We start from the raw sequence: 25,150 nt of genomic DNA on the forward strand, positions 1-25,150 counted from the left end.
CGCCGCATCCGGCCGCCCCGGAGACACAGGGGCCGACCCGTCGGTCCCGCTCTACGGGTTCGCCTTCCTGGTGGCGCTCGGCGTCGACTACAACATCTTCCTGATGGCCGGGTCCGTGAGGAGTCGCTGCGGCACGGCGTTCGCCAGGGCGTGCTGCGCGGGCCGGTCATGATCAGGCCCGGGCGACCAGCTGCCGCGCCCGGCGGACGAACGCCTCGTGCAGATCCCGGGCGGCCCGCGGTACGGAGTCGGCCCTGCGCCGCTGGAGCATCAGCAGGACCCGGGTGGTGTCGTCGGCGAGCGGCCGGTGCACGAGGACGCCGCGCCGCTCCAGCGGGTCGCCGACCACGCTGAAGTCCGGCAGAACGGTCGCCCCGAGCCCTTCCGCGACCATCAGCTTGCCCATCTCGGCGCCGTCGGTGGAGTACGCGAAGGCCGGGTCACGGCCGGCGAGGAGCCGGTGCACGTAACGGTGCATGACATACCCGGAGCGCATACCGATCAGCGGTACGGCGAGCAGGTCGTCCACCGACACCGCCGCCCGGGCGGCCAGCGGGCTGTCCGGGCGGACCACCACCACCGGCCGTCCCCGCAGCAGTTCGGTGCCCTCGAACGCGGCCGGCACGTCGTCACCGTCGAGATGGTTGACGAGCCCCAGATCGAACGACCCCTCCAGCAGCGCCCGTTGGATCTCGCTCTGCTGCGCGCCGACCACCTCCACCCGGGTGAGCGGGTGGTCGGCGCGGAAGTCACGGATCACCGGGATCACCAGCGGCACGGTCGCCGCGTTGACCGTCCCCAGGCGGACCGTACGGCTGATGCGGTGCTGCTCGCCCGCCGCGGCCCGCAACCGGTCCACCGCGTCCAGCACCCCGACGATGTGCGGCAGCAGCTCCCGGCCCGCGGCGCTCATCGTCGCGCCCGACCGCTTGCGCTCCAGCAGATCGACCCCCAGCTCACGCTCCAGATTTCGTACGGTCTCGCTCAACGCGGGCTGCGAGAGCCGTAGTTCGTCGGCGGCCCGGCGCAACGAACCGAGCCTGGTCACCGCCGTGATGTATTCCAGCTGTTCCGTTCGCACGGCAGCAGAATGCGTGCCGATTTCCGGCGCGTTCAAGGGTTTCCCTGTCACACCTTCGTGAAATTCAATGGTCCGGGATACGAGACCGGTCGGGTTCTCCTTGACGGCCGTCGACGGCGGCTGCCACGATCGACGGCATGAACAAGCGACTGGACCTCACGCGGCGACGCCATGTCGACCTCGCGCGCGTCTCCAGCGCCTCCTGTCGCGCCGCGGCCTGATCACCCCTCCGCGATCCGCCGCGCCTTTCCGCTTCTCCCGGCCTTCCGCCTGAATTCACCCCTGCTCGCACCCCCGCGTGCCCGCTGAATTCGGCGTGCCCGAAAACATTTCGCAACAGGAGTTCCGCATGCCTGCCGCGCCCCTGAAATTCGCCTATTGGGTCCCCAACGTCAGCGGGGGACTCGTCACCAGCACGATCGAACAACGCACCGACTGGGGGTACGCGTACAACCGTGAACTCGCCGTGCTCGCCGAGAACAACGGTTTCGAGTACGCCCTCAGCCAGGTCCGCTACATGGCCAGCTACGGCGCCGAGTACCAGCACGAGTCCACCTCCTTCAGCCTCGCCCTGCTCCTCGCGACCGAGCGGCTGAAAGTGATCGCCGCCGTCCACCCCGGACTGTGGCACCCCGGTGTACTCGCCAAGTTCGGCGCCACCGCCGACCACCTGTCGAACGGCCGCTTCGCCGTCAACGTCGTCTCGGGCTGGTTCAAGGGCGAGTTCACCGCCCTCGGCGAGCCCTGGCTGGAGCACGACGAGCGCTACCGCCGCTCCGAGGAGTTCATCCGCGCCCTGCGCGGCATCTGGACCGAGGACCACACCGAACTCGCCGGTGACTTCTACCGGTTGCGTGACTTCACCCTCAAGCCCAAACCGCTCAACACCGCCGAACGCCCCCACCCGGAGATCTTCCAGGGTGGTAACTCCACCGCGGCCCGCGCCATGGCCGGCCGGGTCTCCGACTGGTACTTCTCCAACGGCAGGGACTTCGACGGAGTCGTCGAGCAGATCGAGGACGTCCGCAAGTCCGCCGCCGAGGCCGGCCGCGCCGCACCGAAGTTCGGCCTCAACGCCTTCCTCATCGCCCGCGACACCGAGGCCGAGGCCCACGAGACCCTGCGGGAGATCGTCGCGAAGGCCGACCGGGAGGCCGTCGAGGGATTCGGCTCCGCCGTCCGGCAGGCCGGGCAGTCGGCGGCCGACGGCAAGGGCATGTGGCAGGACTCCTCCTTCGAGGACCTCGTCCAGTACAACGACGGCTTCCGCACCGGCCTCATCGGCACCCCCGAGCAGATCGCCGAGCGGATCGTCGCCTACAAGCGGCTCGGCGTCGACCTCGTCCTCCTCGGCTTCCTGCACTACCACGAGGAGGTCGAGTACTTCGGTCGGCGGGTGCTGCCGCTGGTGCGTGAACTGGAGGCCCAGGTCCCCGAGTCCGTCCCCGCCCAGGTCTGAGGAGGCCATCGACATGAGCACCGCCACCCCCACCGACTGGAAGACCGGACCCGCTCCGCGCACCGCCCAGGAGTGGATCGCCCGCGCCGGCGAGGTCGCCGCCGTCCTCGCCACCGACGCCGCCGAGCGCGAGCGCGCCGGCGCCACCCCGTACGACGAGGTCCGCCTTCTCAAGGACTCCGGCCTCGTGACCCTGCTCGGCCCCACCGAACACGGCGGCGGAGGCCAGGACTGGACCACCGCCTACCGCGTCGTCCGCGAGGTCGCCAAGGCCGACGGGTCCATCGGCCAGCTCCTCGGCTACCACTACCTCTGGAACTGGGCCGCCCGGCTGGTCGGCACCCGCGAACAGTGGGAGCACGTCGAGGCCGAGGCCGCCCGGAACCGCTGGTTCTTCGGCGGGGCCGTCAACCCGCGCGACCAGGACGTCGTGGTCACCGAGGACGGCGACGACCTCGTCTTCACCGGCCGCAAGTCCTTCTCCACCGGCAGCAAGGTCTCCGACGTCACCGTCCTCGAAGGCGTCCTGGAGGGCACCGACAGCCACGTCTTCGCGATCGTCCCCTCCGACAGCGAGGGCCTCACCTTCCACGACGACTGGGACAACATCGGCCAGCGGCTCACCGAGAGCGGCGGTGTCACCCTCGACGGCGTCCGCACCCCGTGGTCCTCCGCCGCCGGGTACGTCGACAAGGAGTTCCGGCCCCGCACGTACAACACCCTGAACGTCCCCACCATCCAGCTCGTCTTCGTCAACTTCTACCTCGGCATCGCCGCCGGCGCGCTGGAGACGGCCGCGACCTACACCCGTACCAAGTCCCGGGCCTGGCTGCACGGCGGTCACGAGCGGGCGGTCGACGAGCCGTACGTCGTCGACGCCTACGGTGATCTGACCGCCAAGCTCTGGGCGGTCGAGGCCCTCGCCGACACCGTCGCTGCCGAGGGGCAGCGGCTGCACGACGACCCCGACGCCGTGACCGAGCGGACCCGCGGCGACTTCGAGGTCAGGGTGGCCGCCGTCAAGGCCCGCGCCACCGAGGTGGCCCTGGAGGTCGCGACGCGCGTCTTCGAGGTGACCGGCGCCCGCTCCACCGCCACCTCCGAGGGCCTCGACCGCTTCTGGCGCGACATCCGCACCCACACCCTGCACGACCCCGTCGCCTACAAGCGCCGCGAGGTCGGCCGCTGGGTCCTCGAAGGCGAACTGCCCGAACCCACCTGGTACTCCTGACCGCTCCCATCCGGGGTGCCCGCCCGCGCGGGCACCCCGGGCTCCCAGAAAGAGGACCCATGGCCACCGTTCTGTCCGTCTCCGGCAGCCCCTCCGTCTCCTCCCGCACCGCGAAGCTCGTCCGCCACCTGGACGCCCGTCTGATCGCCCAGGGGCACGAGGTCGTACCGCTCGACATCCGCACCATCCCCGCCGAGGCGCTCCTCGGCGCGGACTTCAAGCACCCCGCCATCGTCGAGGCCACCGCACTCTTCGAGCGGGCCGACGGCGTCGTCATCGGCACCCCCGTCTACAAGGCCGCCTACTCCGGAGTCCTCAAGGCCCTCCTCGACCTGCTCCCGCAGTACGCCCTCACCGGCAAGACGGTGCTGCCCCTGGCCACCGGCGGCACCACCGCCCACGTCCTCGCCCTCGACTACGCCCTGCGGCCGGTCCTCAGCTCCATGGGCGCCCGGCACATCGTCCCCGGCTGGTTCACCCTCGACAAGGACATCACCGTGGGGGACGACGGCAAGGTCACCATCGCCCCGGCCACCGCCGAGGCCCTCGGCCAGGTCGTCGACCAGTTCCTGGCCGCCCTCGGCCCGGCGCCCGTCCTGGCCGCCGCGAGCTGAACCATGACCGACCTCCCCACCCACACCCGCGGCGACACCCGCCCCGAGGCCCGCGGCGGCCTGCCCGACGACGTCCGCACCGACGCCCCGGCCGGTGCCCGGGCGGCGAAGGTCATCGCCGACGACGCCGAGGCCCTCGCCGTCGCCGCCGCGCTCGCCGAGGAGTTCCGGGCCGGGGCCTCGGAGCGCGACGCCGGCCGGCGCCTGCCGCGCGCGGAGCTGGACCGGCTCTCCGCCTGCGGGCTGCTGGCCGTCACCGTGCCCGCCGCGTACGGGGGAGCGGACGTGAGCCACGAGACCCTGGCGGAGATCTTCCGGCTCCTCGCCTCCGCGGACGCGAGCCTCGCCCAGATCCCGCAGAGCCACTTCGCCTACGTCAACGTGCTGCGCCGCCGGGGGACGCCGGAGCAACGGGAGTTCTTCTTCGGTGAACTCCTCGCCGGGCGCCGCTTCGGCAACGCCCAGTCCGAGGCGGGCACCCGGCACGTCCAGGACATCCGCACCCGCCTGGAACCGCTGCCGGACGGCTCCCATGTCCTCGACGGGGTCAAGCACTACGCGACGGGCGCCCTGTTCGCCGACTGGATCCCGGTGCTGGCCCGCGCCGGGAACGACGCGCTCCATGTCGCCTACGTGCCCCGGGACGCCCCGGGTGTCACGGTGATCGACGACTGGGACGGCCTCGGCCAGCGCACGACGGCCAGCGGCACGGTCCGCCTGGAGCGCGTACGGGTGCCGGGCGACCGGGTGCTGCCGCACCACCTCACCTTCGAGGGTCCCCAACTGCACGGCGCGGCAGCCCAGTTGCTGCACGCGGCCATCGACGCCGGTATCGCCGGGGGAGCCCTCGCGGAGGCGGCCGAGTTCGTGCGGACGAAGAGCCGGCCGTGGTTCGAGAGCGGAGTCGAGACGGCCGCCGAGGACCCGCTGCTCATCCAGCGGTTCGGTGAACTCGCCCTCCAGGTGCGGGCGTCGGACGCGCTGCTGCGGGAGGCCGCGCGGGTGGTGGACACGGCGAGCGACGCCCTGACCGACGACTCGGCGGCCGAGGCGTCCATCGCCGTGGCCGCAGCCAAGGTACAGGCGGCCCACGCCGCCCTGGAGGTGGCGAGCGCCCTGTTCGAGGTGTCCGGGACCCGGGCGGCACTCCACTCGCTCAATCTGCACCGGCACTGGCGGGACGCCCGCACCCACACCCTGCACGATCCGACCCGCTGGAAGCTGCAGCACATCGGCCGGTACACGCTCAACGGCACCCGGCCGCCCCGCCACGGCCTCCTCTAGCGCCGCCGCGCCTGCCGCGTCACTGGCACCCCCTCAGACAGGAGACCCCCGTGTCCCTCACCTTCCACTGGTTCCTGCCCACCAACGGCGACAGCCGCCATGTCGTCGGCGGCGGTCACGGCACGCCCGCCACCGAGTCCGGCCGAGACCGGCCGCCGACGGTCGGCTACCTCAGCCAGATCGCCCGCGCCGCCGAGGACCTCGGTTTCGCCGGCGCGCTGACCCCCACCGGTGCCTGGTGCGAGGACGCCTGGCTGACCACGGCGATGGTCAGCCGGCACACCGAACGCCTGAAGTTCCTGGTCGCGTTCCGCCCCGGCTTCGTCTCGCCGACGCTCGCCGCCCAGATGGCCGCCACCTTCCAGCGGCAGAGCGGCGGACGGCTCCTGCTCAACGTCGTCACCGGCGGCGAGAGCCACGAGCAGCGGGCCTACGGCGACTTCCTCGACAAGGACGACCGGTATCGCCGTACCGGCGAATTCCTGGAGGTCGTACGGGGACTGTGGGAGGGCCGGACCGTCGATCTGAAGGGCGAGCACCTTCAGGTCGAGGACGCGAGGCTCGCACGGTTGCCCGACCCGGTGCCCGAGGTGTACTTCGGCGGCTCCTCCGCGATCGCCGGGGAGATCGCCGCCCGGCACGTCGACGTCTACCTCACCTGGGGAGAGCCGCCGGCCGTGGTCGCCGAGAAGATCGCCTGGATCAGGGCGCTGGCGGCGAAGGAGGGCCGCACCCTCCGCTTCGGCATCCGGCTGCACGTCATCACCCGCGACACCGCCGAGCAGGCGTGGGCGGAGGCGAACCGGCTGCTCGACGGCTTCGACCCCGAGACCGTACGGTCCGTGCAGGCCGGCCTCGCCCGCAGCGAGTCCGAGGGCCAGCGGCGGATGCTCGCCCTGCACGGCGGCAGCCGCGACGGCCTGGAGATCCACCCCAACCTCTGGGCCGGCATCGGCCTGGTGCGCGGCGGGGCGGGCACCGCCCTGGTCGGCAGCCACGACGAGGTCGCCGAGCGCATCAGGGAGTACCACGCCCTCGGCATCGACGAGTTCGTCCTCTCCGGCTACCCGCACCTGGAGGAGGCGTACTGGTTCGGCGAGGGCGTCCTGCCCCGACTCGCCGCCCAGGGCCTGTGGCGTCACCCCTTCGCCGCGCCGGCCGCGCCCACGGCACTGGTGCCGTTCGCGAGCTGACGCGGACCGGCCGGGGCCGTTCAGTAGGCGGCCGACAGCGAGGCGAGGTGGGCCCGGCGGACCTCCGGGGTCTGGCCCTGCACCAGGAGGAACATCGCCTCCCGGGCCAGGCGTTGGGCACGGCTGTCCAGATCGATGGCGCGTCCGCCGCCGGCGACGACCGCGGCGGTCGTCGCCGTGCGCATCAGGTCGAACGCCTTCGTCTTCAGGGCCAGCCGCTCCTCCATGTGCTCGTGCGGCGCCGGGTGGTCGGCCAGGGCGTACGCCTGCCGCCGTACCTTGTCCAGCCGCAGGCGGAGCGCCTTGGTCGTGGGGTCGTCCTGCTCCAGCAGGCCGAGGGCCGACTCGGCGACCCCGAACACCGCGGGTGAGGCGTTCGTCGGCTTGGGGCGGTCGCTCGCGGCCCAGGACTCGTACGGCGCGTGCAGGGCCACGGCGTCGTCCGGGACCCACAGCCCGTCGAGCTGGAGCGAGACCGTACGGGCGGCCGTGAGCGCGGCGAGCCGCATGGGCGCCGAGGCCCGCAGCCCGGACTGCTGACGGGCCTCCGTGAACGCGAACACCACCTCGTCCGCGTCCGTGACCCCGGCCAGCAGCATCACATCGTTGAGGCCCCACCCGGTGTACCAGGGGACCGTGCCGTGGAACCGCCAGCCGCCCGGTCTGGGCACGGCCCGGACCGGGACCTGCGGGTAGCGCCGCAGATGCGCGTACGCCACGCCGGACAGCAGCTCGCCGGTGGCCAGCTTCCCCAACAGATTCTCCCGGGCCGGGAGTTCGCTCTTCGCCAGGGTCAGCACGGGGGTGTGGTGCTGGGTCTGCACGAACCAGGTGGAGCAGCAGGCCCCCGCCAGGATCTCGGCGGTCTCCCGCGCCACCGAGTGGGGCGCCCCCGAACCGCCGTACGCCACCGGCGCGCTCACCCCGAGCAGCCCGGACCGCTTGATCGCCTGGATGCTGCTCGCGGGCACCCCCTCCTGGTCGACGCGCTCCGCCTGGGGCGTGAGGACCTCGGCGGCGAGTCCGCGCGCCTGGACGACGAGAGGGTGCGGTGACGTGGTCATGGGGTGATTCTCCCCGGCCCGGACCCCAAAGATCACCTCTTCGGGGCCGGAAGATCACCTGTCCGCCCTTCCCTCGCACGGCGTGTGACCTGCGCCACGTCGGCCCGTTGTCAGGTTGCCGGTCGCAACCGGTCAGGCCGTTGCGCTTGCATGTGATCGTCGGGCCCGCGCCCCGCCGGGCCCCGTGCGCGACGGTTCGCTCCACCCCCACCGGGCCGCTCGGCCCGTAAGGAGAAGACCATGAAAGACCGGGCCAAGGTCGAGGAACTCCTCGTCACGTCGGACCTCCGGGTGCAGACCTCGAAGGTCGCGTGGCGGCACGTCGAGGCCGAGTACGTGGACGTGGTCGAGGACATCCGGGCCACGCTGGCGCCGAGCGGCCCCTACGCGTACACGGTCGTCCCCGCCCCCGAAGAGGGCAAGGAGATCCCGACACAGCGGATCGTCGGCTCCTACAAGGCCATCGAGAACAGCTACCGCACCATGCACCGGTACGCCGCCGTGATCGGGATCCGGCCTGTCACGGAGATCAACGCCTCCTGGTACACCTTCGTCAGCGGTTCGGGCCGCGGGCGCGACAAGAGCACCGGCGCCGAGAGCGAACGCCCCAAGCTGCGCTGGACGGTGGAGGTCCGCAAGGGGTCCGAGGCGGGCTCCGTCCTCCGTCACCACACCGCCGAGTACGCGGAGGTGTCCGGTGCCGGGCTGGTCGTGGCGCACATCGGACACGGGACGGACCAGTTGAAGCTCGGCTGAGGTGGAGCGCGACGCGCGACCTCCACGACATTGCTTGACTTAGGCAAATGCCTGCTACGGTGGTCGCATGTCCACACCGCACCCCGTCGAAGCAGCGCCCCTGGGGGACGTGACCGAGATCGAGCGGCTGCTCACCCGGCTCGCGTACCTGGCCGGGCGGAGCCGCCGGCACGAGCGACTGATGTCCGACAGCGGAGTCTCGCTGGACCGCTCGTCCGTCGCGATCCTGCGGCACATCGCCGAGAGCGAGCCGATGCGACCGGGCGTGCTCGCCGTCAGGCTGTCCGTGGAGGCCTCCCATGTCACCCGGCAGCTGCAGCAGTTGGAGAACGACGGCCATGTGATCCGGGTGCCCGACCCGGAGGACCGCCGGGCGCAGCGGGTCCAGATCACCGAGGCCGGGCTCGCTGCCTTCGCCCGTGTCAGGGAGGCGAGCCGCCGGGGGATCGGGGACGCGCTGGAGGACTGGTCCACCGAGGACCTGCGGCAACTCGCCGCACTCTTCAACCGGTTGGTCGACGACTTCGTCGAGCAGGCCGAGACGGTCGTCGGCCCGCGGCCCGTCGGCTGACCGCGCATGGCCCGATCCCCACACGAGCCCTCCTCGAACGGTCTGGTCATGCGCACTCGGCTCACCGGGAAACCCATGGCGCGGCGAGACGGCGCACAGCGCGTCCTGCTGGTGGCCGACGACCCCGGCGTCACCGAACTCCTCACCATCACCATGGAGTTGGCCGGATATCGCGTCGCGGCGGCGGACACCGGCACCGAGGGAACGGCACGGATCGCCCAGGGCGGGTACGACCTCGTCGTCTGGGACGCCGCCGTGCCGGACCCCGAGCGCCGCGACCGGGGCCGGCACGGCGCGCCCGTGGGCCAGCCCCCGCTGCTCTTCCTGGCCACCTGCGACACCCTGTACGACCTCGTTCCGGGTTTGCTCCCCGGCGACGAGGACTACGTCGTCAAGCCCCTTCGGGTCGCCGAAGTCCTGCACCGCGCACGGTCGTTGCTGCACGGGCGGGGAGGCCCCGAGCGGACCGAGGGGGTGCCCTTCTACGGCGACCTGGTCCTGGACGACGCCGTGTGCGAGGCGCGGCGCGGATCCAGACCGCTCGGCCTCACGCCCGCCGAGTACCGGCTGCTGCGCCATCTGCTGGCGAACGCGGAGCACGTGCTGTCCAAGGAGCGGATCAGCCGGCACGTCTGGGGCGAGTACCGCGCACGGCGCGATCGAGAAGCTCGTGGCCCGGCTCCGGCGCAAGACCGACCGGGAGGAACCCGCGCTGATCCACACCCGGCGCGGCTTCGGCTACTGGCTGGGCTGCCCCGACGTCTGACCGCATGGCCAGGTGCACCCGGGGGCGGCCTGACCTCCCGTCATGGGAGCCGACTGGTCTACACCCTTGACTGGTACAGACCAACGCGGTTGAGTGTGCCCCACACCCCCCACCACGGCCGCCCCCACGCCGTGGCCGGCCCCGCCGGCACGTGCGCGCGAGGTACGTCCCTGTCATGCCCTCGGGCCCCCGCCCGGGTGCGGCCGTGCTCCACGAAGGAGTTGGTCCCGTGTCCAGGCGTCGTACATCCGCTCTGCTGACCGCCCTGCTCATCGGTGGTTCCACACCCCTGCTGCTGCCCGCCCAGAGCGCGTCCGCCGCTCCCTGTTCGAGCTACGCGAGCTGGGTGGCCGGCCGGTCCTACGTCACCGGCGACATCGTGCGCCACACCGACGGCAGGGCGTACATCGCCGAGCACGACAACCCGGGGTACGACCCCACCATCAGCACCTGGTACTGGGAGCCGTACGGCTGCGAGAACGGCCCCGCCAACCCCTCCGGATTCGTGGTGAGCGAGGCGCAGTTCAACCAGATGTTCCCGAACCGGAACTCGTTCTACACGTACAGCGGGCTGCGGGCGGCCATGAGCGCCTACCCGGCCTTCGCCACCACCGGAAGCGACACCGTCAGGAAGCAGGAGGCGGCGGCGTTCCTCGCCAACGTCAACCACGAGACCGGCGGCCTCGTCCACATCGTCGAGCAGAACACCGCCAACTACCCCACCTACTGCGACTGGGGCCGGCCGTACGGCTGCCCGGCCGGGCAGGCGGCCTACTACGGGCGCGGCCCCATCCAGCTGAGCTGGAACTTCAACTACAAGGCGGCGGGCGACGCGCTCGGCCTGAACCTCCTGGGCAACCCCTGGCTGGTCCAGAACGACGCGGCCGTCGCCTGGAAGACCGCCCTGTGGTACTGGAACACCCAGACCGGCCCCGGCACCATGACCGGCCACAACGCCATGGTCAACGGCGCCGGATTCGGCCACACCATCCGCAGCATCAACGGCTCCGTGGAGTGCGACGGCAAGAACCCCGCGCAGGTGCAGAGCCGGGTCGGCGCGTACCAGCGGTTCGTCCAGATCCTCGGCACGTCGGCGGGCGGCAATCTGTACTGCTGACGGGGACGCCGGGTGCGGCGGTCGTCGTCCGGCGGCATGGGAGACTCGGTCGATGACCTCTGGGACGATCGACGCGGCCGCCGCGGGCAGTTGGACGCTCGGCGACCTGTCCGTCCGCCGCGTCGGCCTCGGCGCGATGCGGCTGACGGGCAGCGCCGCCTTCCACCTCGGGACGCCGAGGAACCGTGACGAATCGATCGCCGTGCTGCGGCGCGCGGTCGAGCTGGGCGTCAACCACATCGACACGGCGGCCTTCTACTTCTCCTCCCTGCGGTCCGCCAACGAGCTGATCAACAGCGCGCTGGGCGGGCCCTACCCGGACGACCTGGTCATCGTCACCAAGGTCGGACCGCACCGGGAGCACTCGGGGGAGTGGGGGACGGCCGCCCGCCCCGACCAACTGCGCGGCCAGGTCGAGGAGAACCTGCGGCAGTTGGGCCGCGACCACCTCGACGTCGTCAACCTCCGCCGGATGCGGCAGGACTCCATCGCCGAGCACTTCGGGGCCCTGGCCGAACTGCGCGAGGCCGGGCTCGTCCGCCATCTCGGCGTCTCCGCCGTCGAACCCCGGCACCTGGAGGAGGCCCGCGCGATCGCCCCCGTGGTCTGCGTGCAGAACCGGTACGGGCTCGACGGCCCCGACCCGTCCGCCGACGAGATGCTCCGGATCTGTGGCGAGCAGGGCCTCGCGTTCGTGCCGTTCTACGCGATCGCCGGCGAAGCCGGACCCGAGGGCGCGAGCACCGCGCACCACGACGCCCTGCACGCCGTCGCCCGCGCCCACGACGCCACCCCCGCCCAGGTCCGGCTCGCCTGGACCCTCCACCAGGGGCCGCACGTCCTCGCCATCCCCGGCACGGGGAATCCGGACCACCTGGCCGAGAACGTCGCCGCCGGCGCCCTCCGGCTCACGGAGGAGGAGCTGGCTCGGCTGGACGCGCTCCACCGAGGCGAGGCGTCCCGCCAAAGCGGCACCAACGGGTTCATATAGGCTGCCGGTTCTGTCCTTGCCGTTCGTCACCACCCGTTCGTCACCACCCGGGAGAGTCACCCGTGAGCGTAGCCACCGCCCACTCCGCATCGGCCGTACCGCCCGCCGACGAGACGCCCGCGACCGGCGGAACGCCGACGCGGGACGAGGGGTTCTGGGTCGAGCCCGGAGCGGCCGAGGCGCAGACCCCCGAGGCAGTGACCGAGGCCGCGCCCGCGGCCGAGGTACCGGCTCAGTCGTCCGGTGAGTCGGCTCCCGCGCAGCCGACGACCGACGGAGCCGGCTCGGAGTCGTCCGACCTCGACACCCTCGCGCAGGCCCACGAGGACGACACCCCGGGTGGCGTCGTGGACGAGCAGGTCGCGCTTGACGCAAGGGAGTTCGGGGTCTACGCGCGCACCGGCGGTTGGGCCTTCGCGCTGAAGGTGGCGCGCAGTGTGCGGCCCGGCGGCGAGACGCCGGGCGAGACGGCGAAGGTGTCGGCGAAGCACTTCGCCGAGCTGGCCGGATGCTCGCCGGAGCGGGTCATGCGGTACTACAAGGCCTGGGACAAGGCGGCCGACGACGGCATGGTCCCGCACTTCGAGGCCCTGGCCCCCGGCGAGGAGATCGACCTCCCGGACTCGGACGTGTGGCTGTCGTACTACAGCTCCCGGTCCAGCGCGACCTCCGACCGGGGCACCGCCATCGCGGCGGCGGCCGAGGCCGAGGGCATCCGCCCGACCAAGGCGCTGGAGGTCGCCGAGAACCCCACCGCGCTGCGCGCCGCGATCCTGGCCGACCCCTCCACCGCGCAGGCGGCCCGCGCGGCGCTGCTGGACCGTCTGAAGGAGGACCCCTCCCTCCAGACCGAGCTGGCCCGCGACATCGCCCGCACCGACGAGCTGAAGAAGGCCGTCGCCAGCGAGACCCAGGCGGCCAGCCGTATCGGGTACGTCCGGCAGATCGTCGAGAACGGGCAGGTCAAGACCCCGGCCGGCCAGGTGATCGACGCCACCGCCGAACTGCGCGCCGAAGCGGAGCGGCACCTGTCCCTCATCGACGAGCTCGACGACGACGAGGACACCGGCGAGTGGGCGACGGAGGCCTACGACACCGTCAAGGAGCTCGTCGTCCAGACCGTCCAGTCCGACCCCGAACTGCGGGTCCAGGAGCGGCGGACCAAGTTCTACAGCAGCCTCCAGAAGGCCACGAAGGTCTTCGAGGAGCTGACCCTCGACGACGCCGTCGACCTCGACGCCATCTACGAGGACGACATGCTGGAGCGCCTGGAGGAACTCCAGCAGGCCCTGAGCACCTGCATCGCCGCCCTGCGCAAGGCGTCGCCGGGCGAGTGATCACCGGCTGACACCCTTCCGACTCCCGGGACCCCCTGCCGCGCAGGGGGTCCCGGCCGTTCCGGGGGGCCTCGCGGGCGTACGGGAGGAATGCCAGTTGCGTCCGATGAGTGTTACGTATAACCTCCCGGGAACCCCGAGCGACCCTCGGACGGACACCGCACCCTCCCCGCGCGACCCGCGCACCCCTCCCGAGAGGCCCCGATGAGACGCATAGCCCTGGTCACCCTCGTGGTCGACGACTACGACGAGGCGATCCGCTTCTACACCGAGGCGCTCGGCTTCACGCTCGTCGAGGACGAGCCGAGGCCCGACGGCAGCCGCTGGGTCGTCGTCGAGCCCGGGAGCGGGGGACAGGGCGGCGGACTGCTGCTGGCGCGCGCCAAGGACGAGGCGCAGCGCGGCCGCATCGGCGACCAGACCGGCGGACGCGTGGGGTTCTTCCTGCACACCGACGACTTCGCCCGCGACCACGCCCGCATGCGGGCCGCGGGCGTCAGGTTCCTGGAGGAGCCGCGCCACGAGCCGTACGGCTCGGTCGCCGTCTTCGAGGACCTGTACGGCAACCGCTGGGACCTCCTCCAGCCCGCCACCGGCTGAACCGCCGCCTCCTCCCGACCCACCCCACCGCACCACCTGCCGAGGAACGAACGCCATGAGTGCTACGCGCATAGATGCCGAAGTGATCCGCCGCCTCCCCAAGGCCGTCCTGCACGACCACCTCGACGGCGGCCTGCGCCCCGCCACCCTCGTGGAACTCGCGGCGGAGGTCGGCCACACCCTTCCGGAGACCGACCCGGAGGGCCTCGCCGCCTGGTTCTACGAGGCGGCCAACTCCGGTGACCTGGTGCGGTACATAGCCACGTTCGAGCACACCCTCGCGGTGCTGCAGACCCGCGAGGGCCTGCTGCGCGCGGCCGAGGAGTACGTGCTCGACCTGGCCGCGGACGGTGTCGTCTACGGCGAGGTCCGCTACGCCCCCGAGCTGAACGTGGCCGGCGGGTTGACCCTGCCGGAGGTCGTCGAGACCGTGCAGGAGGGCCTGGCCGCCGGTATGGCCAAGGCGGCGGCCCAGGGCACCCCGGTCCGCGTCGGCACGCTGCTGTGCGGGATGCGCATGTTCGACCGCGTCGGTGAGGCCGCCGACCTGGCCGTGGCCTTCCGGGACGCCGGTGTCGTCGGCTTCGACATCGCGGGCGCCGAGGACGGCTTCCCGCCCGCCGACCACCTGGCCGCCTTCGAGCACCTGCGCCGGGAGAGCGTCCCCTTCACCATCCACGCCGGCGAGGCCCACGGCCTGCCCAGCATCCACCAGGCCCTCCAGGTCTGCGGTGCCCAGCGCATCGGTCACGGCGTCCGCATCACCGAGGACATCGTGGACGGCAAGCTCGGCCGCCTCGCCGCCTGGGTGCGCGACCGCCGGATCGCGCTGGAGATGTGCCCGACCTCCAACCTCCAGACCGGCGCGGCGACGTCCATCGCGGAGCACCCGATCACGGCCCTGCGGGACCTCGGCTTCCGCGTCACCCTGAACACCGACAACCGCCTCGTCTCGGGCACCACGATGACCCGCGAGATGTCCCTGCTCGTCGACGAGGCCGACTGGACCCTCGCCGACCTGCGCACGGTCACCGTCAACGCCCTCAAGAGCGCCTTCATCCCGTTCGACGAGCGCAACGCCCTCATCGAGAACGTGGTGCTCCCGGGCTACGCGGCGGCGTCCGACCACTGAACCACGCCCGCACGACGGCCGGCCCCGAACCACCGGACGCGCAGTCCCTCCGGGGCCGTCAGCTCCTCGTCACGAGTTCCTTGAGCGCGATGTCGAGTTCGAGGACGTTCACGCGGGGCTCGCCGATGAAGCCGAGGGTGCGGCTCTCGGTGTGGTCCTCGACGAGTTGCTCCCCCGGGCGGCGGCAAGGCCGTTCCGCTCGGCGACCCGGTGGACCTGGAGTTCGGCATGGGCCGGGGAGATGTCCGGGTCCAGGCCCGAGCCGTAGGACGTCACCGCGTCGGCGGGGACCTCGGACGCCTCGACCTGGCGGTCGGCGGTCGAGTTGTCCTTGACGACCGTGGCCTTGGCGCCCTTCACCCAGTCGATGAGGTCCTCGCTGTCGGCGGAGCGGTTGGTGGCGCCGGAGAGGATCAGCCTGTACCGGGTGTTGACGGTGTCGGTGCCGATTGTCGTCGAACAGCGCCTGGGCGAAGCCGGTGGCGGCCAGTGGGTAGAGGACGCCGGTCACCAGGGTGAGGACGAGGAGGGCGCGCAGGCCCGCGAAGGCCGAGCCGTTGTTGTTGGAGGCGGACGTCTAGGCGTAGAGGATCTCGGAGAAACCGTGCGCGCCGCTGTTCGTCATGGAGGCGCCGGGGGCGGGCAGGGCCATCGCGGCAGCCGTGAACTCGCAGACCGCACCCAGTCACCCACTGACGCCTCCCATGCGGCCACGCCCCCGGCCTTGACGGGATCCATACGGGCCGGCCCCGGCCGAGCGCCTCGACAAGGGCACAGAGGGGTGGGGAGAAGGAACCGAGTGATGGCTCGGAACCACCCCTGAGCCGGACGCAGGAGAGCACACCCATGGCCACCAACGAGCACCCGCCGCCCCCGCGTCCCCACCGGCTGACCACGGCGCGCACCCGTCCGCCCGTCCCGTACAGACGCACCTACCAGGCCACCGGAACTGAGATCCGGCTTATGCGATGTGACAGGAGACTTTCACCTTGCATCTGCGCACGTATCATCAGCGTGTGCCCGCCTACCGGATCGGGACGCTCGAGTCGACCGACGTGGTCGTCGAGAGCCGTGGTCGAGTCCGTCCAGGACCTTGAGAGAGTGGATCGTGATGAGCCCTTCCGTGCGCACCCGTCGGCCTGTGCGGGTGGCCGGCCTGGGAGCCGCCGCGCTGTTGGCCCTGAGCGCCTGCTCGTCCTCCGACGACTCCGGCTCCCCGAAGTCGGACTCCCCGGCGTCGGCCTCCGCCTCGGCCCGGATCTCCGGTGACATCACCGTGTTCGCCGCGGCCTCCCTCAAGGAGAGCTTCGAGACGCTGGGCAAGCAGTTCGAGGAGGCCCACCCGGGCACGAAGGTGACCTTCAGTTTCGGCGGCAGCGACGCGCTCGCCGCGAGCATCACCGGCGGGGCCCCGGCGGACGTGTTCGCCTCGGCCAGCCCGAAGACGATGAAGATCGTGACGGACGCGGGGGACAGCTCCGGCACACCCGCGACCTTCGTCCGCAACCAGCTGGAGATCGCCACCCTGCCGGGCAACCCCGACAAGGTCGACTCCCTCGAGGACCTGACGGACTCGGACCTGAAGGTCGTGCTGTGCGACAGGACGGTGCCGTGCGGCGCCGCCGCGGAGAAGGCCCTGACGGCGAGCAGGCTGAAGCTCACCCCGGTCTCCTACGAGGAGGACGTCAAGTCCGCCCTCAACAAGGTCGTCCTGAAGGAGGCCGACGCCGCCGTCGTGTACAAGACCGATGTGCGGGCGGCCGGTGACAAGGTGGAAGGCGTGGAGTTCCCCGAGTCCGCCGACGCCGTCAACGACTACCCGATCACCCTTCTGAAGGAGTCGGAGAACACCGCGACCGCCGAGGCGTTCATCGCGCTGGTGCGATCCGCCGAGGGCCAGAAGGTGCTGACCGAGGCAGGGTTCCTCAAGCCGTGACCCCCCTCTCCCCGGACAGAGCCGACGCGGCGGACACCCTGACCGGTGGCCCGCGGCGCCGCCGCCTCCGCACGAGCGGCCGGGGCGGCCGTCGCGTCCGGGGTGGCGCTCCGCTGCCGTTGCTCCTTCCCGCCCTCGTCGGCCTGGCGTTCCTGGTTCTGCCGCTGATCGCTCTGCTGGTCAGGGCGCCCTGGCGGAGCATGCCGGATCTGCTGACCAGTTCCGAGGTGTGGCAGGCGCTCCAGCTGTCGCTGCTCTGCGCGACGGCGGCGACCGCGGTGAGCCTGGTGATCGGGGTGCCGCTGGCGTGGCTGCTGGCGAGGGTCGAGTTCCCGGGGCGGGGCCTGGTCCGAGCCCTGGTCACCCTTCCCCTGGTCCTGCCTCCGGTGGTCGGTGGTGTGGCGCTGTTGATGGCGCTGGGCCGCAACGGGGTCGTCGGCAAGTGGCTGGACGCCTGGTTCGGGGTCACGCTTCCCTTCACCACCACGGGAGTCGTGGTCGCCGAGGCGTTCGTGGCGATGCCGTTCCTCGTGATCAGCGTGGAGGGCACCCTGCGGGCCGCCGATCCGCGCTACGAGGAGGCGGCCACCACACTCGGCGCCTCCCGCTTCACCGCCTTCCGCCGGGTCACGCTGCCGCTGATCGCCCCCGGTGTCGCGGCGGGCGCCGTCCTGGCCTGGGCCCGCGCGCTGGGCGAGTTCGGCGCGACCATCACCTTCGCCGGCAACTTCCCCGGCCGCACCCAGACCATGCCTCTCGCCGTCTACCTCGCCCTCCAGAACGACCCGGAGACCGCCATCGCCCTCAGCCTGGTCCTGCTCGCCGTGTCGGTCGCGGTGCTGGCAGGGCTGCGCGACCGCTGGATGACCGCTTCATGAACCCCGACATGGCCCCCGAGGCGACTCCGGACCTGGGTGCCGACACGACCCCCGACGCGACTCCGGACACGCCCCCCGACGTGAGCGTCGACATGGGTTCCGGCACGGCCCACGGCGTCCCATCCGGGCCCTCCATGGACGGAGGACTGGACGCCCGGCTCGTGGTCGAGCGCGGCGCCTTCCAGCTCGACGTGGCTCTCACGGCGGCGCCCGGTGACGTGGTCGCGCTGCTCGGCCCCAACGGCGCCGGAAAGACCACCGCGCTGCGCGCCCTCGCCGGACTCGTCCCGCTCACCGATGGCCATCTGCTCCTGGACGGCGCCGAGTTGGACCGTACGCCACCCGAGAAACGGCCCGTCGGGGTCGTGTTCCAGGACTATCTGCTCTTCCCTCACCTGTCCGCGCTGGACAATGTGGCCTTCGGACCGCGCTGCCACGGGGCGAGCAAGGCGGAGGCCCGCGCCGAGGCGGCCGTATGGCTGGACCGCATGGGCCTGACGCGGCACGCGTCCGCCAAGCCCCGCCGACTCTCCGGCGGCCAGGCGCAGCGGGTCGCCCTCGCCCGTGCCCTCGCCACCCGCCCGCGTCTGCTGCTGCTCGACGAGCCGCTGGCGGCGCTGGACGCCCGTACCCGCCTGGAGGTGCGCTCCCAGCTCCGCCGTCACCTGGCCGAGTTCGAGGCGGTCGCGGTGCTCGTCACGCACGATCCGCTGGACGCCATGGTGCTGGCCGACCGGCTCGTGGTCGTCGAGGACGGTCAGGTCGTCCAGGAGGGCGGTCCCGCCGACATCGCCCGTCACCCCCGTACGGACTACATCGCCCACCTCGTCGGCCTCAACCTCTACCGGGGCACGGCCGAGGGGCACACGGTCCGCGTCGACGAGGGAGCCGAGGTGACGACCACGGAGGACCTCACCGGCCCGGTCTTCGTCGCCTTCCCGCCCAGCGCGGTCACCCTTCACCGCGTTCGCCCGACCGGCTCCAGCGCCCGCAACCTCTGGCGGTGCGAGGTGGCCGGCCTGGAGACCCACGGCGACCAGATCCGCGCCGACCTCACCGGCGAGCTGCCGCTGGCGGCCGACCTCACCACGATCGCCACCGCCGAACTCGACCTGCACCCGGGAGTCGAGGTCTGGGCGACGGTGAAGGCGACCCAGACCCACGCCTACCCCGCCTGACCAGCCGCCCGGCCGGGTCCGCGAGGTGTCGTACACCCTTCGCCCCGCGGTCGCGACCGAGATCGCACGGGGGCGGCCCTCGCCGGACTACGGTGGTCCGCACAGCACCCCAAAGGGGCACAGCACCCCAAAGGGGCACAGAACTCCTGATCCTGTGAGGCGACCCACCATGAGCCTGAGCATCCGCAACCAGCTCCCCGGCACCGTCACCGCCGTCACCCCCGGCGAGGCCATGGCCACGGTCAAGGTTCGCCTCGACGGCGGCCAGTACGTCACCGCCGCCATCACGCTGGACGCCGTCAGGGACCTCGGCCTCGCCGAGGGTTCCGCCGTGCGCACCCTGGTCAAGGCCACCGAGGTCGCGCTGGCCACCGGCCCGGTCGCGGGGCTGTCGATCCGCAACCAACTCCCCGGTACGGTGCGCGAGGTGGCGACGGGCACCGCCATGGCCTCGGTCAGGGTGGCGGTGGACGGCGCCGAACTGACCGCCGCGATCACCACGGACGCGGTCACCGATCTCGGTCTGGCCGAGGGTTCCGCCGTCACCGCGCTGATCAAGTCGACCGAGGTCTCCCTCGCGACCGGATGAGCCGGTCGCGGTCCGGGGTCGGAGCAGGGGCGGGATCAGGGGCGGGCAGGATCAGGGGCGGGAGAGCCTCCGCAGCGCGGCGTCCTGCGCCATGGCGGTGGGGAGCAGGGCCGCGCCCACGCCGGACAGCGTCGCGCGGGTACCAGGGGCCGGGGGTCGGAGCGCCTCGCCGTCCTACTGGCCGAGCAGCCCCCGTACGTACGCCGCCTGGCCTACGTGCTGGAGATCGTCGGCCAGGACACTGACCAGGCGTACGCCGAGGGTCACGGCCGGGGTCCACCGCTCGTCCACGACCCGGTCCAGGTCGTCGGGGCCGAGCCCGCGCACATACTCCAGGGTCCGCGCGTGCACGGCGTCGAAGTAGCCGGTCAGCAGGTCACCCGAGGCGACCCGCACCGCGGCGACCTGCGCCGCGCCGTGCCCGTAGCCCGTGTCCCGGGACGGCAGCGCGAGTCCGAAGCGCTTCTCCCAGCCCTGGGACAGCCAGACCTGGTCGAGCCCGGCCGCGTCGGCCACATGGTCGTCCTGAATGCGGGTGAGATGCCAGACCAGCCAGGCGATGGAGTTGGCCTCGGGCGCGGGGCGGGCGTGGAGCTGCTCCGGGGACAGCCCGTCCACGGCGGAGTGGACCTCCTCACTGATCCGGCCGAACGCGTCGCTGAGAACGTCCTTCACATCCATACGTCCACCATCGAGCATCGGGGCCGCGCCCGCAGCGCCCCCGCCCCGCAGCGCCGGTCCCCCGATCCGGCGCTGCGGGGTTGCCGCGGGGTTGCCGCGGGGCTCAGGTCAGCTCCGGGTGATCGGGGCGGTCGGCCTGCCGGTGTCGGTGCGTGGGCCGCCGGTCCTGGTCAGTGGAGCTTGTTGACGGCGGTGGTCGTCGTCTTCCTGAAGGCCTTGACCGGCGCGTCCTTGAAGCCGCCCATCTGCCCCCAGTCCACGACGGTCACGGTTCGGCCGTCCCGGCCCACGGACAGCAGCCGGATGTCCATGGCCCCCCAGGAGGTGACCGTGGCCACGCCGTGGACGCGGGCGCCCTCCTCGACGGGCAGCGTCCCGAGATTCCGGTACTCCGCCTCGACGTCCGGGTCGGAGGAGCCGCTCACGCAGTCGCGGAAGTCCTTGTTCAGCCGCGCGGCCAGCGCCTTGGCCTTGCTGTCGCTGCCGGTGACGACGACCGTCTGCCTGGCACTGGTCTCCAGATCCGTCCGGAAGGAGCGGTGGTTGACGTCGTACGCCAGGAACGCGTCGCCCAGGCAGTACTGGAGCTCCTCGGGGACGCCGTCCTCGATCCCGCCCGCCGTCCAGGCGGACGAGGGGTGCGGCGGGAGCTGGGAGGCCGACAGGTACTTCGGCGCGGCGCTCCCTTTCGCGGCGGCGGCCGGGACGGCGCCGGCGGCGAGCGCGGAGAGCGCGGTGAGGCCCGCCACGGCGAGTGTGGTGAGCGTGCGGGCTCTGGTGTGCTTGGGCATGGAACGTCCCCCGTGAACGAGTACTGGCGAGTACGTGGAATGAGTGGCGCCGCTTCGCCGACGACGCCGGATGGTCCGTCCGGAGCCCTGGTCGGTGCGACACCCAGAGCTTCTGCCGTCACCGGACGTGAGCGCAACGGCTGCCTCCCGATCGACGGTCCTGGAACCATCCCAGCCCATCTGACGTGCATCTCTGTGGAGTACCTGGGACGCCGTCCCGGGACGGGGAGGGACGTGGAGAACAGTGTCGGCAGCACCGGACGACGTACGGGCCTTCGCGGCGGCGCTCACGCGTCTCAAGGAACGTACGGACCGCAGTTACGGGCAGCTGGCCCGTCGCCTCAACATGAACACCTCGACGCTGCACCGCTACTGCGCGGGCGACACCGTCCCGCTCGACTTCGCGCCCGTCGAACGCTTCGCGGCGCTCTGCGGAGCGACCGGCGCGGAACGGCTCGAACTGCACCGCCTGTGGCTCCCGGCGGTCGCGGCACGGCAGCGGGCGCGGACGGGCGGGGGAGGGGCCGCGGAGGCTACGGCAGCGGAGTCGGCAGAGTCGACCGAGTCGACCGAGCGGGCTGAGTCGACCGAGCGGGCCGAGCTGCCCGAGACGGGCGAGCAGCACTCCCAGCCGGCCGATTCGCCCCTGTCAGCCGCGCCGGTCCAACCCGTCGAGTCAGGTGAACCCGTGGGGTCCGGCGAATCGATCAGGGCCGGTGAGCCTGTGAAGTCGGTCGAGACCGCCGAGCCGTCCGCCGAGGCGACCGACCCCGCTGAGCCGGTCGCGCCGTCCGCCGATGCGACTGAGCCCTCCGCCGGGTCGGCCGACCCCGCCGAGCCGGTTCGGTCGGCCGAGCCGTCCGAGCCTGTCGTTGTGTCGGCGTCGGTGCCCTCGGCCCGGCGCCCCTGGCATCGTCGTCGGCACAGTCTCGTCGGCGCGGCCGTCGGCGCCGTGCTGATCGCCACCCTGGGCAGCCTCGCCGCGCTGCCGGGCGGCGGCAGCCGTTCGACGGACGGCGGTGCCGGGGGTGGCGAGCCGACATCGTCCCGGACGACCTCGGCGGCCCAGCGGCCCTCGACCGCTCCCACGAGCCCGTCGCCTTCCCCGTCCCCGGACACCGACGGCACGAAGAGACCTTCGGGCACGCCCTCGACCTCGCCCACCGAGCCCGACAGCGGTCCCACGAAGGCCGACGACACCGCGGAGCGGAAGCCGCCGGCCACCGGGGTGCCCCTCACCTGGACGACGAACTCCCAGCTCTGGGCCCTCGGCTGCGGTCATGACTACGTTGTCGCCAAATCCCCCAAGGAGGTGCCCCCGCCGCCGGCGCCGCAGGACGCGGAGGTCTGGGCCGCGACGCAGCGGGGGGTGCACGGTCGGAACACGATCGTGGAGATCACGGTCCAGGGGCGCAAGTCCACGGCCGTCGTCCTGACCGCGCTGCGGGTCCGCGTCGTCGGGCGCACGACTCCCGTCGAGGGCAACGCCTACGCGATGGGCGGGGGCTGCGGCGGACGGGTCACGCCCCGGTACTTCGACGTGGACCTGGACAAGGACCGGCCGATCGCCCGCCCGGTGGACGGAGCCGACCTGGACGTACGGATCCCCGCCGTGCGCTTTCCGTACAGTGTGTCGGCCGAGGGCCCGGAGGTGCTGAAGGTGTCCGCCGAGACCGAGACCTGTGACTGCAGCTGGTACCTGGAACTGGACTGGTCCTCCGAGGGCCGTACCGGCACGGTCCGGATCGACGAGGGCGGCAGCCCGTTCCGCACGACCGCGGTCAAGGGACTGCCGCGCTACGAGTACGACACCGTGAACCGCGGGTGGGTGCCCGTCACCGGCTGACCTCAGGACACCCCGCCGGCGGTTCGAGGAGTTCCATCAGGGCGCGTGCCGCCGGGCTCATGGCCCGCGGCGGCGGCAGCAGCGCGACCGTCTCGTAGACGGTCGCGTCGGTGTCCTTGACGGCGAGCGGGACCAGCGTGTCGCGCTTGTGCCGGAAGTGCCGTGGGACGACGGCGACGCAGAGGTTCTCCTCGACGAGTTCCAGCAGACTGTGCACGTCGTTGACCTCCAGGGCGACCGAGCGGCGGACGCCGGCGGCGGCGAACACCGCGTCGGTGGTCCGGCGCGGGCCCCAGTCCGGGTGGAAGTCGACGAAGACCTCGCCGCCCAGTTCCTCGGGGGTCACCGCGGCGCCGGCGGCGGCGAGGCGATGGCTGGGATGGCACAGGACCGTCATCGGCTCGCCGGCCAGCGGTACGACCCGCAGCTGGTCGGTGTCCTTCTGCGCCGCCCGCACGGCGAACGCCAGATCGAGGCGGCCGCTCGCGACCTCCTCGGCCAGCGCGCCCGAGCCCGCCTGCCGCAGACAGATCTCCACATCCGGATGACGGCGGCGGAACGAGGCCAGCAGCCCCGCGACATTCAGCCCGGCCACACACTGCTCGAACCCCACCGCCAGCATGCCCCGCAGCACTCCCTGCACGGCGGCCACCGCCTCCCGCGCCGACCGCACCTGCGCGAGGATCCGCTCCGCCTCTGTCAGCAGCGCCCGCCCGGCGGGGGTCAGCATCACCCGGCGGGTCGTCCGCACGAACAGCGGCGTCTGAAGCTCGCGCTCCAGGGCCCGCACGGAGGCGGACAGGCCCGACTGGGAGACCAGCAGCCGCTCGGCGGCCCGGGTGAAGTGCTCCTCCTCGGCGACCGCGACGAAGTGCTGGAGATGACGGAGTTCCATGACTGAGAAGCGTAGGCGCTGAATCCCATCGGATTCTTCTGTTGGACCAATGCCCCCAGGTCGCGAAAGAGTGGACACCGGTTCTCAGGGACCCCGGTCCCCCCGTGCCCACCTCTCTGGAGTCGCGTTGTACACCGCACACCCCGACCGCTACGCGGACATGCCCTACCGGCGCACCGGACGCAGCGGCCTGAAACTTCCCGCGCTGTCGCTCGGCCTGTGGCACAACTTCGGCCCCGACCGCTCCGTCGAGACGCAGCGCGCGATCCTGCGCCGCGCCTTCGACCTGGGGGTCACCCACTTCGACCTGGCCAACAACTACGGGCCGCCGCCCGGTTCCGCCGAGTCCGCCCTCGGCGAGGCCCTCAAGGACGACTTCGCCCCGTACCGCGACGAGCTGGTCATCTCCACCAAGGCCGGCTACCTGATGTGGCCCGGCCCGTACGGCGAGTGGGGCTCCCGCAAGTACCTGCTCTCCTCGCTCGACCGGAGCCTGGAGCGCATGGGCCTGGACTACGTCGACATCTTCTACTCGCACCGCCCCGACCCGGAGACTCCGCTGGAGGAGACGATGGGCGCGCTGCACTCGGCGGTCCAGCAGGGCAAGGCGCTGTACGTCGGTGTCTCCAACTACTCCGCCGAGCAGACCCGCGAGGCCGCCCGCATCCTGGGCGAGCTGGGCACCCCGCTCCTGATCCACCAGCCGCGCTACTCGATGCTCGACCGGCGTCCCGAGAGCGAGGGCCTGCTCGACGCCCTCGACGAGCTGGAGGTCGGCTCCATCGTCTTCTCCCCGCTGGAGCAGGGGCTGCTGACCTCCCGCTACCTCGACGGCATCCCGGAGGGTTCCCGTGCGGCGAGCGACAGCCCGTTCCTGAACTCCGAGGCCGTCACCGAGGATCTGGTCGGCAGGCTGCGCGCGCTGGACGAGGTCGCCAAGTCCCGCGGCCAGACCCTCGCCCAGCTCGCCCTGGCGTGGACGCTGCGCGGCGGCCGGGTCACCTCCGCCCTCGTCGGCGCGAGCAGCGCCCGCCAGATCGAGGACAGCGTCGGCGCCATCGCCCGCCTCGACTTCGCGGCGGAGGAGCTGGCCCGCATCGACGCCATCATCGAGGGCAAGGGCTAGGGGCCCCTAGCCACCGACAGTCAGGGCACTCACA

General features: G+C 72.2%; 26 protein-coding genes and 3 pseudogenes. 21 read left to right on the top strand and 8 right to left on the bottom strand.

The window, feature by feature from the left end:
* Positions 1–19 precede the first annotated feature (19 nt).
* Positions 20–168: pseudogene (locus ACZ52C_RS31370) on the top strand (MMPL family transporter); the annotation flags it as partial.
* A 4-nt stretch (positions 169–172) separates the two neighbouring features.
* Here ACZ52C_RS31370 and ACZ52C_RS31375 read toward each other — a convergent pair.
* Positions 173–1,081 (bottom strand): LysR family transcriptional regulator, encoded by a 909-nt coding sequence (locus tag ACZ52C_RS31375; protein ID WP_469077909.1) that lies wholly within the window; start codon positions 1,079–1,081, stop codon positions 173–175.
* 137 nt (positions 1,082–1,218) lie between these two features.
* On the opposite strand from ACZ52C_RS31375, the gene ACZ52C_RS31380 reads away from it, so the two are divergent.
* The 6 genes from ACZ52C_RS31380 to ACZ52C_RS31405 all read left to right on the top strand — a co-directional run bounded on the left by ACZ52C_RS31380 (position 1,219) and on the right by ACZ52C_RS31405 (position 6,862).
* Positions 1,219–1,302 (top strand): putative leader peptide, encoded by an 84-nt coding sequence (locus ACZ52C_RS31380; protein ID WP_365668238.1) that lies wholly within the window; start codon positions 1,219–1,221, stop codon positions 1,300–1,302.
* A 128-nt stretch (positions 1,303–1,430) separates the two neighbouring features.
* Entirely contained in the window at positions 1,431–2,540 is a 1,110-nt protein-coding gene (gene sfnG / locus ACZ52C_RS31385) for a dimethylsulfone monooxygenase SfnG (protein ID WP_469077910.1), read from the top strand.
* A gap of 13 nt (positions 2,541–2,553) precedes the next feature.
* Complete coding sequence (locus ACZ52C_RS31390) at positions 2,554–3,771, top strand: acyl-CoA dehydrogenase family protein (protein WP_469077911.1); 1,218 nt, start codon at positions 2,554–2,556, stop codon at positions 3,769–3,771.
* A 59-nt stretch (positions 3,772–3,830) separates the two neighbouring features.
* Positions 3,831–4,385: an NADPH-dependent FMN reductase gene (gene ssuE / locus ACZ52C_RS31395; protein ID WP_060887193.1), complete on the top strand. Its 555-nt coding sequence runs from the start codon at positions 3,831–3,833 to the stop codon at positions 4,383–4,385.
* Positions 4,386–4,388: 3 nt separating this feature from the next.
* Positions 4,389–5,669, top strand: a complete 1,281-nt coding sequence (locus ACZ52C_RS31400; protein WP_469077912.1) for an SfnB family sulfur acquisition oxidoreductase — start codon at positions 4,389–4,391, stop codon at positions 5,667–5,669.
* A 50-nt stretch (positions 5,670–5,719) separates the two neighbouring features.
* Complete coding sequence (locus tag ACZ52C_RS31405) at positions 5,720–6,862, top strand: LLM class flavin-dependent oxidoreductase (protein ID WP_469077913.1); 1,143 nt, start codon at positions 5,720–5,722, stop codon at positions 6,860–6,862.
* Between the two features lie 20 nt (positions 6,863–6,882).
* Here the strand turns inward: ACZ52C_RS31405 and ACZ52C_RS31410 are convergent, their stop codons facing one another.
* Entirely contained in the window at positions 6,883–7,926 is a 1,044-nt protein-coding gene (locus tag ACZ52C_RS31410) for an acyl-CoA dehydrogenase family protein (protein WP_192361963.1), read from the bottom strand.
* Positions 7,927–8,166: 240 nt separating this feature from the next.
* On the opposite strand from ACZ52C_RS31410, the gene ACZ52C_RS31415 reads away from it, so the two are divergent.
* From ACZ52C_RS31415 to ACZ52C_RS31450, 8 genes are all read left to right on the top strand, one after another.
* Entirely contained in the window at positions 8,167–8,682 is a 516-nt protein-coding gene (locus ACZ52C_RS31415) for a hypothetical protein (RefSeq protein ID WP_469077914.1), read from the top strand.
* 67 nt (positions 8,683–8,749) lie between these two features.
* Positions 8,750–9,253, top strand: coding sequence for a MarR family winged helix-turn-helix transcriptional regulator (locus ACZ52C_RS31420; RefSeq protein ID WP_469077915.1), 504 nt, complete (start codon positions 8,750–8,752; stop codon positions 9,251–9,253).
* 48 nt (positions 9,254–9,301) lie between these two features.
* Positions 9,302–10,279, top strand: coding sequence for a response regulator transcription factor (locus tag ACZ52C_RS31425; RefSeq protein WP_469077916.1), 978 nt, complete (start codon positions 9,302–9,304; stop codon positions 10,277–10,279).
* Entirely contained in the window at positions 10,249–11,136 is an 888-nt protein-coding gene (locus ACZ52C_RS31430; protein ID WP_469077917.1) for a glycoside hydrolase family 19 protein, read from the top strand. The genes ACZ52C_RS31425 and ACZ52C_RS31430 overlap by 31 nt, the downstream gene beginning before the upstream one ends.
* A gap of 52 nt (positions 11,137–11,188) precedes the next feature.
* A complete protein-coding gene (locus ACZ52C_RS31435) occupies positions 11,189–12,127 on the top strand; it encodes an oxidoreductase (RefSeq protein WP_469077918.1) in 939 nt (312 codons plus the stop codon).
* A gap of 62 nt (positions 12,128–12,189) precedes the next feature.
* Positions 12,190–13,464, top strand: coding sequence for a hypothetical protein (locus ACZ52C_RS31440; protein ID WP_469077919.1), 1,275 nt, complete (start codon positions 12,190–12,192; stop codon positions 13,462–13,464).
* A gap of 204 nt (positions 13,465–13,668) precedes the next feature.
* Complete coding sequence (locus tag ACZ52C_RS31445; RefSeq protein ID WP_469077920.1) at positions 13,669–14,064, top strand: VOC family protein; 396 nt, start codon at positions 13,669–13,671, stop codon at positions 14,062–14,064.
* Positions 14,065–14,119: 55 nt separating this feature from the next.
* Positions 14,120–15,196 (top strand): adenosine deaminase, encoded by a 1,077-nt coding sequence (locus ACZ52C_RS31450; protein ID WP_469077921.1) that lies wholly within the window; start codon positions 14,120–14,122, stop codon positions 15,194–15,196.
* Positions 15,197–15,254: 58 nt separating this feature from the next.
* On the opposite strand, the pseudogene ACZ52C_RS31455 reads toward ACZ52C_RS31450, so the two are convergent.
* The 3 genes and pseudogenes from ACZ52C_RS31455 to ACZ52C_RS31465 form a co-directional block, all read right to left on the bottom strand.
* Positions 15,255–15,326, bottom strand: a pseudogene (locus ACZ52C_RS31455) (potassium-transporting ATPase subunit C); the annotation flags it as partial.
* The gene (locus ACZ52C_RS31460; RefSeq protein WP_469078013.1) at positions 15,305–15,646 is read right to left on the bottom strand and encodes a potassium-transporting ATPase subunit C; all 342 of its coding nucleotides are present in this window, start codon (positions 15,644–15,646) and stop codon (positions 15,305–15,307) included. The pseudogene ACZ52C_RS31455 and the gene ACZ52C_RS31460, both read right to left, overlap by 22 nt.
* Positions 15,585–15,872 (bottom strand): annotated as a pseudogene (locus tag ACZ52C_RS31465) (potassium-transporting ATPase subunit KdpA); the annotation flags it as partial. The gene ACZ52C_RS31460 and the pseudogene ACZ52C_RS31465, both read right to left, overlap by 62 nt.
* Positions 15,873–16,307: 435 nt before the next feature.
* Between ACZ52C_RS31465 and modA the strand changes: the two are divergent.
* The 4 genes from modA (at position 16,308) to ACZ52C_RS31485 (ending at position 19,777) form a co-directional block, all read left to right on the top strand.
* Positions 16,308–17,132: a molybdate ABC transporter substrate-binding protein gene (gene modA / locus ACZ52C_RS31470; RefSeq protein ID WP_469077922.1), complete on the top strand. Its 825-nt coding sequence runs from the start codon at positions 16,308–16,310 to the stop codon at positions 17,130–17,132.
* Complete coding sequence (modB, locus tag ACZ52C_RS31475) at positions 17,129–18,010, top strand: molybdate ABC transporter permease subunit (RefSeq protein WP_469077923.1); 882 nt, start codon at positions 17,129–17,131, stop codon at positions 18,008–18,010. The genes modA and modB overlap by 4 nt, the downstream gene beginning before the upstream one ends.
* A 92-nt stretch (positions 18,011–18,102) precedes the next feature.
* Entirely contained in the window at positions 18,103–19,188 is a 1,086-nt protein-coding gene (locus ACZ52C_RS31480; RefSeq protein ID WP_469078014.1) for an ABC transporter ATP-binding protein, read from the top strand.
* Between the two features lie 169 nt (positions 19,189–19,357).
* Positions 19,358–19,777: a TOBE domain-containing protein gene (locus tag ACZ52C_RS31485; RefSeq protein WP_469077924.1), complete on the top strand. Its 420-nt coding sequence runs from the start codon at positions 19,358–19,360 to the stop codon at positions 19,775–19,777.
* Between the two features lie 174 nt (positions 19,778–19,951).
* On the opposite strand, the gene ACZ52C_RS31490 is transcribed toward ACZ52C_RS31485, so the two are convergent.
* Entirely contained in the window at positions 19,952–20,458 is a 507-nt protein-coding gene (locus tag ACZ52C_RS31490; protein WP_469077925.1) for a mycothiol transferase, read from the bottom strand.
* 170 nt (positions 20,459–20,628) lie between these two features.
* A complete protein-coding gene (locus ACZ52C_RS31495) occupies positions 20,629–21,249 on the bottom strand; it encodes a hypothetical protein (protein ID WP_469077926.1) in 621 nt (206 codons plus the stop codon).
* Positions 21,250–21,493: 244 nt separating this feature from the next.
* Between ACZ52C_RS31495 and ACZ52C_RS31500 the strand changes: the two genes are divergently transcribed.
* Positions 21,494–23,095, top strand: coding sequence for a helix-turn-helix domain-containing protein (locus ACZ52C_RS31500; RefSeq protein WP_469077927.1), 1,602 nt, complete (start codon positions 21,494–21,496; stop codon positions 23,093–23,095).
* Here ACZ52C_RS31500 and ACZ52C_RS31505 read toward each other — a convergent pair.
* Positions 23,085–23,990 carry a LysR family transcriptional regulator gene (locus ACZ52C_RS31505; RefSeq protein WP_469077928.1) on the bottom strand — a complete coding sequence of 302 codons (906 nt, stop codon included), beginning with the start codon at positions 23,988–23,990 and terminating at the stop codon, positions 23,085–23,087. The genes ACZ52C_RS31500 and ACZ52C_RS31505 overlap by 11 nt on opposite strands.
* Before the next feature lie 127 nt (positions 23,991–24,117).
* Here ACZ52C_RS31505 and mgrA point away from each other — a divergent pair, with 127 nt between their 5' ends.
* Positions 24,118–25,116 carry an L-glyceraldehyde 3-phosphate reductase gene (gene mgrA, locus ACZ52C_RS31510; RefSeq protein ID WP_469077929.1) on the top strand — a complete coding sequence of 333 codons (999 nt, stop codon included), beginning with the start codon at positions 24,118–24,120 and terminating at the stop codon, positions 25,114–25,116.
* The last annotated feature ends 34 nt before the right edge of the window (positions 25,117–25,150 follow it).

It is taken from the genome of Streptomyces sp. NPDC034049 (genome assembly GCF_055575575.1).